General features: G+C 68.3%; 8 protein-coding genes and 1 pseudogene. 2 read left to right on the forward strand and 7 right to left on the reverse strand.

Features of this window, described 5'->3' with window-relative positions; genetic code table 11:
* Positions 1-180 precede the first annotated feature (180 nt).
* Positions 181-1632, forward strand: a complete 1452-nt coding sequence (locus ACFVJ3_RS03415) for an FAD-binding oxidoreductase (protein ID WP_378450869.1) — start codon at positions 181-183, stop codon at positions 1630-1632.
* Entirely contained in the window at positions 1629-2930 is a 1302-nt protein-coding gene (locus tag ACFVJ3_RS03420) for a class I SAM-dependent methyltransferase (protein ID WP_378450719.1), read from the forward strand. Before ACFVJ3_RS03415 ends, ACFVJ3_RS03420 begins: the two co-directional genes overlap by 4 nt.
* Positions 2931-2962: 32 nt before the next feature.
* On the opposite strand, the pseudogene ACFVJ3_RS03425 reads toward ACFVJ3_RS03420, so the two are convergent.
* From ACFVJ3_RS03425 to ACFVJ3_RS03455, 7 genes and pseudogenes are all read right to left on the reverse strand, one after another.
* Positions 2963-4000 (reverse strand): annotated as a pseudogene (locus tag ACFVJ3_RS03425) (type IV toxin-antitoxin system AbiEi family antitoxin domain-containing protein).
* Positions 4001-4154: 154 nt separating this feature from the next.
* On the reverse strand, positions 4155-6293 hold the full coding sequence (locus ACFVJ3_RS03430) for a 3-hydroxyacyl-CoA dehydrogenase NAD-binding domain-containing protein (RefSeq protein WP_378450720.1): 2139 nt from the start codon (positions 6291-6293) through the stop codon (positions 4155-4157).
* A 29-nt stretch (positions 6294-6322) separates the two neighbouring features.
* A complete protein-coding gene (locus ACFVJ3_RS03435) occupies positions 6323-7537 on the reverse strand; it encodes an acetyl-CoA C-acetyltransferase (protein ID WP_378450721.1) in 1215 nt (404 codons plus the stop codon).
* A 339-nt stretch (positions 7538-7876) separates the two neighbouring features.
* On the reverse strand, positions 7877-8551 hold the full coding sequence (locus tag ACFVJ3_RS03440) for a response regulator (RefSeq protein WP_378450722.1): 675 nt from the start codon (positions 8549-8551) through the stop codon (positions 7877-7879).
* Complete coding sequence (locus ACFVJ3_RS03445) at positions 8548-10491, reverse strand: sensor histidine kinase (RefSeq protein ID WP_378450723.1); 1944 nt, start codon at positions 10489-10491, stop codon at positions 8548-8550. The genes ACFVJ3_RS03440 and ACFVJ3_RS03445 overlap by 4 nt, the downstream gene beginning before the upstream one ends.
* 44 nt (positions 10492-10535) lie before the next feature.
* The gene (locus ACFVJ3_RS03450) at positions 10536-11234 is read right to left on the reverse strand and encodes a hypothetical protein (protein WP_378450724.1); all 699 of its coding nucleotides are present in this window, start codon (positions 11232-11234) and stop codon (positions 10536-10538) included.
* A gap of 85 nt (positions 11235-11319) precedes the next feature.
* Positions 11320-13620: a DNA polymerase III subunit gamma and tau gene (locus ACFVJ3_RS03455; protein WP_378450725.1), complete on the reverse strand. Its 2301-nt coding sequence runs from the start codon at positions 13618-13620 to the stop codon at positions 11320-11322.
* Between the last annotated feature and the right edge of the window lie 169 nt (positions 13621-13789).

Raw genomic sequence — 13789 nt, forward strand, 5'->3', positions numbered from 1 at the left:
GTCCGGGCGATGACGTGGCAATCTATTGTGAGGTAGCTCACTTCGACGTGGTCACGACCCGCACATTGATGAGACATTTGTGTGAATCTTCGGTCGACCGCGCCGATATGCGTGGCCTGAACCCGCGGAGAGGGATAGCGTCAGGGTGTGGCTGCCTCTTCGGTTGAACTACTGAAAAGCATGCGGGAGGGTGGACGCCCCTTCCGTGCGCATCGCACTCTGCCCGTCACCGGGATCGACGCTCACCGCGCCGGCGTCGAACGGCTTCTCGCGTCCTACCGCGCGATTCCCACGGACGCCACCGTGCGACTCGCGAAGAAGACGTCCAACCTGTTCCGCGCGCGGGCCCAGACCAGCGCGCCCGGCCTCGACGTCTCCGGCCTCGGCGGAGTCATCTCGGTAGACCCCCAGGCCCGGACCGCGGATGTCGCCGGAATGTGCACGTACGAGGACCTGGTGGACGCCACCCTGCCGTACGGGCTGGCGCCGCTGGTGGTTCCGCAGCTCAAGACCATCACGCTCGGCGGCGCGGTCACCGGTCTCGGCATCGAGTCGACGTCGTTCCGCAACGGGCTCCCCCACGAATCGGTCCTCGAGATCGACGTCCTGACCGGTAGCGGCGACATCGTCACCGCGACACCAGAAGGCGAGAACTCCGACCTGTTCTGGGGATTCCCCAACTCCTACGGAACCCTCGGCTACTCCACACGACTGCGCATCCAGCTCGAGCCCGTCAAACGGTATGTGGCACTGCGCCATCTGCGTTTCGACTCCCTGGACGAGCTGCAGTCGGCGATGGATCGCATCGTCTCCGAACGCGTCCACGACGGCATCACCGTCGACTACCTGGACGGCGTCGTGTTCACCGCGAGCGAAAGTTATCTGACGCTGGGCCATCAGACCGACGAGGGCGGCCCCGTCAGCGACTACACCGGCCAGAACATCTTCTACCGGTCCATCCAGCACAGTTCCGTGAACCACCCCAAAACGGACAAACTCACCATCCGAGACTACCTGTGGCGCTGGGACACCGACTGGTTCTGGTGCTCGCGCGCCTTCGGCGCCCAGAACCCCACCATCCGCCGCCTGTGGCCGAAGAACCTCCTCCGCAGCAGCTTCTACTGGAAGCTCATCGCCCTCGACCACAAGTACGACATCGGCGACCGACTCGAGAAGCGCAAGGGCAACCCGCCGCGCGAACGCGTCGTGCAGGACGTCGAAGTGCCCATCGAGCGCACCGCGGACTTCGTCCGCTGGTTCCTCGACGAGATCCCGATCGAACCGCTGTGGCTGTGCCCGTTGCGGTTGCGTGAACCCGCCCCCGCCGGCGCGTCCGCACAACGCCCCTGGCCCCTGTACCCCCTCGAACCGAAACGCACGTACGTGAACATCGGATTCTGGTCGTCGGTGCCCATCGTCCCGGGCCGACCCGAGGGGGCAGCGAATCGGCTGATCGAGGACAAGGTCAGCGACTTCGACGGACACAAGTCCCTCTACTCCGATTCGTACTATTCACGAGAAGACTTCGAACGCCTCTACTACGGCGGCGATCGATACACGGAACTGAAAAAACGCTACGACCCGAAATCACGATTACTGGACCTTTTCTCCAAGGCGGTGCAACGTCGATGACAACCCTGAAAGCTTCACACTCCCAAGACCACAAGCTGACCATCGCAGAGATTCTCGAAATTCTGTCCGACGGCATGCTCCCCCTGCGGTTCTCCGCCTACGACGGCAGCGCCGCCGGCCCGGAGGACGCCCCCTACGGACTCCACCTCAAGACGACCCGGGGCACCACCTACCTGGCGACCGCCCCCGGCGACCTCGGCATGGCCCGGGCCTACGTGTCCGGCGACCTCGAGGCCCGCGGCGTCCACCCCGGCGACCCGTACGAGATCCTCCGCGTCATGGGCGACGAACTACACTTCCGTCGTCCGTCCGCACTTACGCTCGCCGCCATCACGCGCTCACTCGGCTGGGATCTGCTGCGCCCCATCGCCCCTCCCCCGCAGGAGCATCTCCCTCGGTGGCGTCGAGTCGCGGAAGGGTTGCGGCACTCCAAGTCCCGCGACGCCGAAGTCATCCACCACCACTACGACGTCTCGAACACCTTCTACGAGTACGTCCTCGGCCCGTCCATGACGTACACGTGCGCGTGCTACGACAACACCGAGCAGACCCTCGAAGAGGCGCAGGACAACAAGTACCGCCTCGTCTTCGAGAAGCTCGGCCTCCAGCCCGGCGACCGACTGCTCGACATCGGTTGCGGCTGGGGATCGATGGTCCGGTACGCCGCCCGCCGCGGCGTCAAGGTCATCGGCGCCACCCTGTCCCGCGAACAGGCCGAATGGGCACAGAAGGCCATCGCCGAAGAAGGACTGTCCGACCTCGCCGAGGTCCGGTTCTCCGACTACCGCGACGTCCCCGAGACCGGATTCGACGCCATCTCCTCGATCGGCCTGACCGAGCACATCGGCGTCGGCAACTACCCCGCCTACTTCGGCCTGCTGCAGAGCAAGCTCCGCGAGGGCGGCCGGCTGCTGAACCACTGCATCACCCGGCCCGACAACCAGAGTCAGGCGCGCGCAGGCGGCTTCATCGACCGGTACGTCTTCCCCGACGGCGAACTCACCGGCTCCGGACGCATCATCACCGAAATCCAGAACGTCGGACTCGAGGTGCGGCACGAGGAGAACCTGCGCGAGCACTACGCACTCACCCTCGCCGGATGGTGCCAGAACCTCGTCGACAACTGGGACGCCTGCGTCGCCGAGGTCGGCGAAGGTACCGCACGTGTGTGGGGTCTCTACATGGCCGGGTCGCGACTGGGCTTCGAACGCAACGTCGTTCAGCTGCACCAGGTCCTCGCCGTCAAGCTCGGCCCCAAGGGCGAGGCGCATGTCCCGCTGCGTCCGTGGTGGCAGTAGGCGGCTCCGCCGCCCGTGCGCCTTTTTGGTAGCTAGGACAACCAGAAAGGCGCACAGGCCCGGCAGGGGTTTTCGCCGGGCCTGATCCACCCCTCCCTCACCAGCACGGTCTCCACTTCGCCGGCCACCACGCAGGGGTTCTTCGTCACCTCGTCGAACCCTTAGACGAGTCGCGGACGCCCCTGCAGTTCCGCGGCGTTATCACGTCGACGGTCCCGGAACGCGACCTCCGCCATGGCATGCGCGCGGCGACCGTCGAGTCGCACGATGAGCGGCACACCGTGATCGGTGTAGTCGCAGTCCTCGAACAGGGTGCGCCCGTCCACGACCACCGGCGACTGCCGCCGAGCCCGGGGAAGCCCGTGCGCGTCCTCGACATCGATCGCGTAGCGGTATTCGAGCACCGACTGGACGCCGTCGGCGAGCAGTCGCACCGCATCCACAAGCGCCTTGCCGTAACGACGCGGTCGTCGCTCCTCCATGCGTCGCCGGATGTCGCGCAGTGGGATCCGGGCACTGGTCACGAGAGCGATGAGCCGGGTGTAGGCGTCCCGTGCCGTGGGCTCGGCGATCGCGAGGTCGAGTGCAGTGTCGGCTCGCGTCGTGCGAGGCGGATCCGTGTCGACGGCAATGTAATCGTGGGCCCTCGACCTGTGCACCACGACACCGGGATGCAGCGGTGAGGACAGAGCGATCGGATTACCCGGCTTACGCGACGGACGCATGCCCGTCTCACTCTGGCACCGCGACGACTTCCCGTAGGGCACCGTGATGTGGATCGGCTCGCCGTCGCGGCGAGGGACCATCCCCCATTCCTCCGCGGCGGTGATGTGGCTGAGCATCGAATGGCCGCCGCCGTAGAGGAGAGCGGCGGACAGGATCATGTCCCGGGTCAACGGGCCGTTGGTGACGGCATAGACGCCTTGGAGGACACGGCGCCACTGCCCCGAGTCCAGGAGATGACGAACCCTCCCCCGGGAGAAGCCGAACGGCTCGAGTTGGGACTGCGTGACGATCCCGAACTGGGTGTCGACTAGGCGCTGAAAGTCGTGGAGATCGATGTCGGTCATACGGCGCATCGTCCGATGCGCATCCGACTCCGATGCCGACAAAAACGCGGTTATCCACGATGCCTGTGGATAACCGCGAAGTTGTGGATAACCCGCCCCGTGCGCCTTTTTGGTTGTTGCAGCTACCAAAAAGGCGCACGGGCGGCGGAGCCGCCTATTTCAGCGACGCCGGCGGGGTGAAGCGCTCACCGTACTTGGCGGCGAGTTCCTCGGCGCGCTCGACGAAGCCCGCCTGGCCGCCTTCGTAGCCCTGGATGTACTGCGACACACCGCCGGTCCAGGCGGGGAAGCCGATACCCATGATGGAGCCGATGTTGGCGTCGGCGGTGGTGAGGAGCACGCCTTCGTCGAAGCACTTCTGCGTCTCGATGGCCTCGATGAACAGCATGCGCTCGATGAGGTCCTGGAACGGGACCTCGAGTTCCTTGGAACCGAAGTTCTCCCGGAGACCGGACCACAGGCCGGTGCGCTTGCCGTCGGCGTAGTCGTAGAAGCCGGCGCCGCCGAGTTTGCCCTTGCGGTCGAACTTCTCCACGAGTGTGTTGATGACGTCGCCCGCCGGGTCGGCTGGCAGTTCCTTGCCCTCGGCGAGCAGCGCGTCCGCGGACTCCTTGCGGATCTTCTGCATGAGCGTGAGGTTCAGCTCGTCGGACAGCTGCAGTGGTGCCGCCGGGTAGCCGGCCTGCATGCCTGCCTGCTCGATGGTGGCGGGCTCGATGCCCTCCGCCAGCATGGCGATGGCCTCGTTGATGAACGTGCCGATGACGCGCGAGGTGAAGAAGCCACGCGAGTCGTTGACGACGATCGGCGTCTTGCGGATGGCCTGCACGTAGTCGAAGACGCGCGCGAGGGCTTCATCGGACGTCTTCTCGCCGCGGATGATCTCGACGAGCGGCATCTTGTCGACGGGGGAGAAGAAGTGGATTCCGATGAAGTCCTCTTGGCGCTTCACGCCCGTCGCCAGGCCGGTGATCGGCAGGGTCGACGTGTTCGAGCCGAGCAGGGCCTTCGGGTCGACGATGTCCTCGATCTCCTGGAACACCTTGTGCTTCAGGTCCTGCGACTCGAACACGGCCTCGATGACGAAGTCGACACCGGCGAAGTCGGTGGGGTCGGCGGTCGGCGTGATGCGGTCGAGCAGCGTCTTCGACTTCTCCTCGGTGGTCTTGCCGCGCGAGAGTGCCTTGGCCTCGATGCCCTCGGAGTACGCCTTGCCCTTGTTGGCGGCCTCGATGGTGACGTCCTTGAGGACGACGTCGAAACCGGCCTTCGCGGACACGTAGGCGATGCCCGCGCCCATCATTCCGGCACCGAGCACACCGACCTTGGTGATCGGGGTCTTCTCGATGCCCTCGGGGCGGGAGGCGCCGGAGTTGATGGCCTGCAGGTCGAAGAAGAATGCCTGGATCATGTTCTTCGCGACCTGGCCGGTGACCAGCGACGTGAAGTAGCGGGCCTCGATGAGGAGCGCGTTGTCGATGTCGACCTGCGAACCCTCGACGGCGGCGGCCATGATGGCGCGCGGTGCCGGCATGGGAGCGCCCTTGAGCTGCTTGCGCAGGTTCGCGGGGAACGCGGGCAGGTTGGCTGCGAACGCCGGGGTGGACGGGGTGCCGCCGGGGATCCGGTAGCCCTTCTTGTCCCACGGCTGGACGCCGCCCTCGGGGTTGGCCTTGATCCACGCCTTCGCGGCGGGCACGAGCTCCTCGACCGAGGACACGACCTCGTCGACGAGTCCGACCTCCTTGGCCTGCACCGGTCCACGCTGCTGGCCCTGGAGCAGCACCTGCATGAGCGCGTTCTGCAGGCCGAGCATGCGGACGGTGCGCACGACGCCACCGCCGCCGGGCAGCAGGCCGAGGGTGACCTCGGGCAGGCCGATCTTGACGCCCTTCACGTCCGCGGCGACGCGGTGATGCGTGGCCAGGGCGATCTCGAGTCCGCCACCGAGTGCGGCACCGTTGATGGCGGCGACGACGGGCTTGCCGAGCGTCTCGAGGCGGCGCAGGTCCGACTTGATCGCGACGCTGTGGCTGTAGATCTCGTCGGCGTTCTCCGGACCGACCTTGATCATGTTCTTCAGGTCGCCGCCGGCGAAGAACGTCTTCTTACCGGACGTGATGACGACACCGGTGATGGAGTCCTTCTCGTCGACGAGGCGGTCGACGGTCGCCTTCATCGAGGAGATGCAGGCGTCGTTCATGGTGTTCGCGCCCTGGTTGGGATCGTCGATGGTGAGCACGACGATGCCGTCGGCGTCCTGCTCCCAGTTGATGATGTTCTGCTCGCTCACTGCTTCAAGTCTCCTGATGGTCCGGGCGGTCAGACGCGCTCGATGATGGTGGCGACGCCCATACCGCCGCCGATGCACAAGGTGATGAGGGCGTAGCGCGCGTTACGACGCTCGAGCTCGTCGATCATGGTGCCGGTGATCATGGCGCCGGTGGCTCCGAGCGGGTGACCCATCGCGATGGCACCGCCGTTGACGTTGAGCTTCTCGTCCGGGATGTTCAGGTCCTTCTGGAACTTGAGCACGACGGACGCGAACGCCTCGTTGATCTCGAACAGGTCGATGTCGTCGACGGTCAGACCGGCGGCGGCGAGGACCTTCTTCGAGGCCGGGGTCGGGCCGGTGAGCATGATCGTGGAGTCGGCACCGCTGGTGGCCGTCGCGACGACGCGGGCGCGGGGGGTCAGGCTCATGTCCTTGCCCGCCTGCTCGGATCCGACGAGGACCAGTGCGGCGCCGTCGACGATGCCGGAGCTGTTGCCGCCGTGGTGGACGTGGTTGATCTTCTCGACCCAGTGGTACTTCTGCAGCGCGACGGCGTCGAAGCCGCCCATCTCGCCGACACCGGCGAACGACGGGTTGAGGCCCGCGAGGTTCGCGAGTGTGGTGCCGGGACGCATGTGCTCGTCCTGGTCGAGGACGGTGAGGCCGTTGATGTCCTTGACCGGGACGACGGACTTGGCGAAGTAGCCGCCGGTCCACGCCTTCGCGGCGAGGTCCTGCGAGCGGACGGCGTACGCGTCGACGTCCTCGCGGGAGAAGCCCTCGATGGTGGCGATCAGGTCGGCGCCCACGCCCTGGGGAACGAAGTAGTTGTCGTAGTTGGTGGCCGGGTCGAGCGCCCACGGTCCACCGTCGGAGCCCATCGGCACGCGGGACATCGACTCGACGCCGCCGGCGATGACCAGTTCGTCCCAGCCGGAGCGCACCTTCTGCGCGGCGGTGTTGACGGCCTCGAGGCCGGACGCGCAGAACCGGTTCAGCTGGACGCCGCCGACGGTGTCGGGCAGTCCGGCGTCGTTGACCGCGACGCGGGCGATGTCCATGCCCTGGTCGCCGACGGGGGTGACGACGCCGAGGATCAGGTCCGAGATGCGATCCTCGTCAAGGTCGGGAAAGCGGGCGCGGAGCTCGTCGATCAGGCCGGTGACCAGCGCGATCGGCTTGACCGAGTGCAGCGAACCGGTCTTCTTTCCGCGGCCACGCGGGGTGCGGATGGCTTCATAAATGAATGCCTCTGTGGTCACTGTGGAGTGTTCCTTCCTTATCTGCGTCGACGCCGACCGTGCACACGGCGCTCTGCACGGGGCATACCCCGGCACGTCCACCTTAGAACGTGTTGCAAAACGGAAGGAAGGACCGAAGCGATCCTGGATCGTGACCCAGGCGATCACGCCCGGCCGATCGGCGCGCTGCCCGGCCCGCCTTTTCGTGCTGTAATGACGCCCACCCGCAGTTCGCAGCACCACTACCACCGGATGTTCGCCGAGCACCGGCTGGATGCGATTCTGCGTCCCGGCTCGCTCACCCACGGGGTGCGGCGCGACGCACTCCTGAAACTGCCGCGGCGGTGTGACTCCGCGCGGTCAGGCGTCGAGACCGAGACCCGCGTCCCGTGCCCGGACGATCGCGGTGGGACGGTCGGGCACACCGAGTTTGGCCAGCACGTTCGACACGTGATTGCGTACCGTCTTGGGGCTCAGCACGAGTCGCCGCGAAATGCTCGCGTTGTCGTAGCCGCGGGCGACGAGGTCGAGGACCTCACGCTCCCGGTCGGTCAGCTCGGGAAACACCGTGGGACCCACCCTGCGTGAGGCGGCCATGAAGCTCATCGCACGGGCCGCCACCGCGGCGCCGAGGATCGCCTCACCGTTGGCGACCGCCCGGACCGCCCGTTCGACCTCCCCCGGATCGGCCCCCTTCACCAGATAGCCGCGAGCCCCGGCGCGCACCGACGCGACCAGTGATTCGTCGTCCTCGTGCATGGTCACCACGAGCACCCGCAGTGCGGGATGCCGCTCGACGAGCCGCCGGGTGGCGTCCACCCCCGAGCCGTCCCCGAGTTCGAGGTCCATCAGCACCACGTCGACGTCCCCGTCGACGACGTCGAGCGCCTCGGCGACGGAGCTGGCCTGCGCGGCCACCTCCATGCCGTCCAGGGTCGACAGCAACGCGACCATGCCCAGCCGGAACACCGGGTGATCGTCGACGACGGCGACCCGGATGGACGAGGTGGTGGAATTCGTGGTGCCTGCGCTCATGATGCGGTCAACGGTAACCGGGCCGTGACCACCGTGCCTGTCGGACGGCCGGATTCGATGTGGAGCGTGCCGCCGAGTTCGTGGGCACGCTCCCGCATCGACCGGGTTCCGACGCCGCCGCCCCCAGCCGGATCGAACCCGCACCCGTCGTCGTGGATGACGACCGTCAGCATCTCCCGCGCGAACGTGGCGTCGACGCGGCAGCCGTCGGCGCCGCTGTGCCTGCGCGCGTTGGTGACGGCCTCGACGACGATCCCGTACGCCGCGGCGCTGATCTCGGCCCCCAGCCTCGGCGGCGAATCGGCTTGCACCCGCAGCTGGAAGCCGCTGCGAGACTGGTTGGCTGCCAGTTCGTGTAGCGCCGGGACCAATCCGAGCTCGTCGAGCACCGGCGGGAACATGCTGCGCGACAGCTGCCGGACCCCCTCCACCTGATGGTCGAGTTGCTCCTGCAGCGCGTCGATGAGTTCCGCGGCGGCGGCCGGATCCGAGCCGAGCAGGTTCCGGGCGCCCTGCAGGCCGAGTCGGATACCCGCGAGCGACGGACCGAGCCCGTCGTGCAGTTCGCGGCGAATCATCTGCCGCTCCTCCAGTCGCACGGACGCCAGCCGGCGTCGCGCCTCCTGCAGGTTCTCCGCCGATTGCAGCACGACGAGACCGGCCGTCACCACTGCCGACAGCTCGGTGAGCGACCGGCGGGTGCGCGCCCCCAGCGACTCCCCCGGCGGCGCCGTCACGACCATCGTCCCCAGCACCGCACCGCGGTGGACCAACTCCACCGACTCGGCGTGGCCCGTCGCCGAACCCCACACCGCGGCAACCCCGCTGGTGCGCCGCACGGACACGGACTCGAGCCGCAACGCGACGCCCACGCCTGCAGCCAGTCCCTCCAGGAGTTGTTCCGGGGTCTCGGCACTGCCGAACTGCCGGCCGAGCGTCCGGACGGCTCGCGCCGGATCCTCGCCCTCGCCGTAGACCAGACGATGCACCCTCCGCTGCAGCCACAACCGGACCGGCTGCACCGCGACGGCGACGACACCCGCCGCGACCACCTGCGCCCCCACCGAATCGCCCTCGGGCAGCAGCGCTGTCACGACCGTGGCCACCACCACGTAGAGCACCAGCAGCAGGACGGTCAGGGTGCCGGCCACCGTCGCGCGGCTGACAGCCAGATTCAGCCCCCACATGCGCTGGCGCAGGATGCACACCAGGATCGCGACCGGATAGAACGCCTGAACAGCCAAGTGCACCAACGGGTTGAGCACCCACAGTCCCGGCAGCGACGCGGGCAGCGCCAACGGTATGTACGCGGCCGTCATCAGCGCCGTGCCGAGGCACATCCATCCGAGCCCGACGCGCTCGTCGGGTGGGCCGTGCCGCCACCGCCACCCGCAGTCCGCTGCCGCCGCGAAGCCGACCACGAGGACGGGCACGATCACCCACACGGCGGGGATCCCGGTGAACGTGCGGGACCAGAAGTACCAGGCCGTCGCCGCGGTGCCCGCGAGGACGCCGAGTTTCGCGCCGACACCGAGCGGATGGTCGCGGATCAGCCACGGCACGATCAGGAACAGGCTGAGCGTCCCGGGAATCCACGCCGTGTTCTGCAGCGGCGACAGCACGTCGACCCACGGCAACCCCGGACGCACGAGCGCGAGTTGCGAACAGCTGTAGCTCAGCGCGGCGAGACCCACACCGATCGCGGTGAGCCCCATCATGATCGGCACCGGGTGCACCCGCCGCGCGAGGACGACGCCGGCCACGGTCCCGTAGACCGCTGCCCCGACGACGTCCACCAGGAAGAACAGCTGGTTCGAATCGATGCCCGGATCGGCCCGGACGAACGCCACCACGGACAGGACGACCAGAATCCACGCGGACACCGCCATGACAGCAGCAGGGACGGGCGCACCGCCCGTACCTGCCGACCCCTCGGTCATTCGAGTGTCCTTCTGCTTCACCATGATGCGAACGAGTATCTCCTCTACTCGCGCACGGTGTCGGCGAAAGCGAAACCGATCGCGCTCACCAGCACCCACAGCGGTCCGGTGAACCCGGCGAGGTACTGCAGCGGCGAGACTCCGATGACGGCCGTCACCAGGCCCAGGACCAGGCTGACCCAGCCGATCCACCGCGGGCCCGCCTGTCCGCGAAGCAGTGCGACGGCCACCGCCAGCGCGCTGACCCCCGCACCCACCCACAACCACGGGATGGTGCCCATCCAGTGGCCGCCGACCACCGCGAACTCCGGCACCAGCTGGTCTGTGTCACCGAACCCGAACACCAACTCGGTGGTCAGCCCGGTTCCCAGCAGGCACGCCGATGACGTCAGGACCAGACCGAACGCCGCGACCGACGGCAGGATGCTCTCGGCGGGCAACGCAGCTCGCAGTCGCTGGGAAAGACCGGCCGCGAAGACGAGGATCAGCAGCGCCGCCGTCATGATCGACACGTGCATGACGAGGATCCCGGTGCGCTGTCCGGCGAGGCCGTTCATGATGGCGACCGCGTCGCCGGCCGACGCCTCCGCGTAGACCGCGTCGATCGACATGCTCGCCTGGATGCCGACGATTCCGGCCACGCCGGCGACGACCCCGATGTAGGCCCACCACCGGGCACTTCGCGGCCGCGCGGTCGCCGGGACCACGTTCTGCACGCCGTCTGGAACGTTCACTGTGTTCATGGGACGAGAATCGGACACCCGGCGTCCCGGGCACCAGGGGCGGATGTCCCGATGTGGTGGGACCGGCGGCGCCGGCCCCTTCGGGTCAGCCCTCGAGCTTCTTGGCCCCGAGCATGTCCTTGAGCAGTTCGAACGCCACGTCTTCCGGGTCGCGGCGAGTCGCGGGGTCGGCGGGTTCCGCCGCCTCCGCGAACATCTCTTCCTCGTCCTCGGGTGTGGAGACGGGCGGTGTCGTCGCCGAGGCCTCGTAGTCGATCGGCCCGGGATCGTCCGGGTAGTCGGGTGCCTCCGGCGGCGGAATGTCGTCGTCCGGCTCGGACGACGGACGTGCCTGGCCCGCACCCGGACCCGCATCGGAGCGCCGCGTGTCGGACTGCTGCTGCGGCGGGCGCTGTGCGGTCTTCTCCTGGCTGGGCCGGGAGAACCGCGGGGCGCCTGCCGGCTTCGTCGACGCTGCAGCGGCTTTCGCGACCGGTGGGGGCGGGGCCGTCGGAGCACCGGCCTGATACTCCACTTCCCAGGTGCCGCCGAACATTTCGGCAAGCACCTCGGTGATCACCTGAGCGTTGTGCGGTGACGCGATGCGAGCGCCCAGGTTGGGGACGGGGTGCGCCAGAATCAGTCGGGTGCCTTGAACGTCGTGCACCGTCGCCGCCGACAACATGGCAGGCAGGATCTTGTTCCGCTGACTCACCTTCTCGCGCAGCGAATTCCAGGCCTCTCGCAGCGCAGCAACATCGGGACCGGCCGATGCGACGGGTTCCGTCTCCACCTCGGGGGCGAGCGGCGGCTCCGGCTCGGGAGTCGGCTCCGGAACAGGCGTCGGTTCCGGTACGGGAGTCGGCTCGGGCTCCGGCGCGGGAACAGGGGCCGGCTCGGGCTCCGGCGCGGGAACAGGGGCCGGCTCGGGCTCCGGCGCGGGAACAGGGGTCGGCTCGGGCTCCGGAACAGGCGTCGGCTCGGGAACGGGCTGCGGCGTCGGCTCCGGAACAGGCGTCGGTTCGGGCTGCGGCTCCGGTTCGGGAACGGGTGTCGGTGCGGGCTCGGGAACCGGCCGCGGCATCGGTTCGGGTTCCGGCTCGGGCGGCGGGGGCACGGTGTCAGCCGCGGCCTGGCGCATCGACGGTCGCTGGAACTTCGGTTCCGCTTCCGGCTCGGCTGGCGGTTGCGGCGCACGTGCAGGAGCCGCCGCGGGCCGCTCGGCCGCGTCGACGGCCGGCGCGGACCCGGCGGGCGGAAGTCCGCGTTCGACGCGTTCGAGTCGCTGCAGCACAGCGGACTCCGCATCGGACGCCGCGGGCAGCAGCATCCGGGCGCACATCACTTCGAGCAGCAGGCGGGGGGCGGTGGCGCCGCGCATCTCACCGAGCCCTGCGTGCATCACCTCGGCGTAGCGGGTGAGCGTGGCGGGACCGATTCGCTGGACCTGGGCGCGCATGTGCTCGAGCACGTCGCCGGGCGCGTCGACCAGGCCACGTTCGGCGGCGTCGGGCACCGCCTGCATCAGGATGAGGTCGCGCATGCGCTCGAGCAGGTCGACGGCGAACCGGCGCGGATCGTGCCCGGCGTCCATCACGCGGTCGACCGTCCCGAACAGCGCTGCACCGTCGCCGGTGGCCAGCGCGTCCACGGCGTCGTCGATCAATGCGACGTCCGTGACGCCGAGCAGCGCGAGCGCGCGTGGGTAGGTGACGCCCTCGTCGCCCGCTCCGGCGAGCAGCTGATCGAGGATGCTCAGCGAGTCACGCGGCGAACCGCCGCCCGCGCGGATGACCAGCGGATACACCGGGTCGGCGACCGGCACGCTCTCCTGGTGGCAGATCTTCTCCAGCAGCCCGCGCATCGTGGTCGGCGCGAGCAACCGGAACGGGTAGTGATGGGTGCGCGAACGGATGGTCGGCAGCACCTTTTCGGGTTCGGTGGTGGCGAAGATGAAGATGAGGTGTTCCGGCGGCTCCTCGACGATCTTGAGGAGCGCGTTGAAACCGGCCGTGGTGACCATGTGGGCCTCGTCCACGATGAACACCCGGTACCGCGACTCGGCGGGCGCGTAGAACGCGCGGTCACGCAGCTCACGGGTGTCGTCGACGCCACCGTGGCTGGCCGCGTCGAGTTCGGTGACGTCGAGGTTGCCCGATCCGCCGGGGCCGAGCGCCACACACGAGGAGCACTGGCCGCACGGCGTCGAGGTCGGGCCCTCGACGCAGTTCAGCGATCGGGCCAGGATGCGGGCAGACGACGTCTTGCCACAGCCGCGGGGACCGGAGAACAGATACGCGTGGTTGATCCGTCCGGCGTCGAGAGCGGTGCTCAGTGGTTCGGTGACGTGCTCCTGCCCCACCACCTCGGCGAAGGATGCGGGTCGGTACTTCCGGTACAGGGCCACGCGGAAAGACTACCGGCGGTCCCCGACAGTCCGGTCCGGGTGGTCGAAGCGCCCGCTCGGCACCCGCTCGGGGCGCTACTCACAGGCAGAAATCCGAACGTGACCGCATTGCGTAACACGTTCGCAACGCAGCGGCATCACGGTCGAAACCGCTCGCGGTCATCGTGAC

It is taken from the genome of Rhodococcus sp. NPDC127593 (assembly GCF_042671975.1).
GTDB lineage: Bacteria > Actinomycetota > Actinomycetes > Mycobacteriales > Mycobacteriaceae > Rhodococcus_F.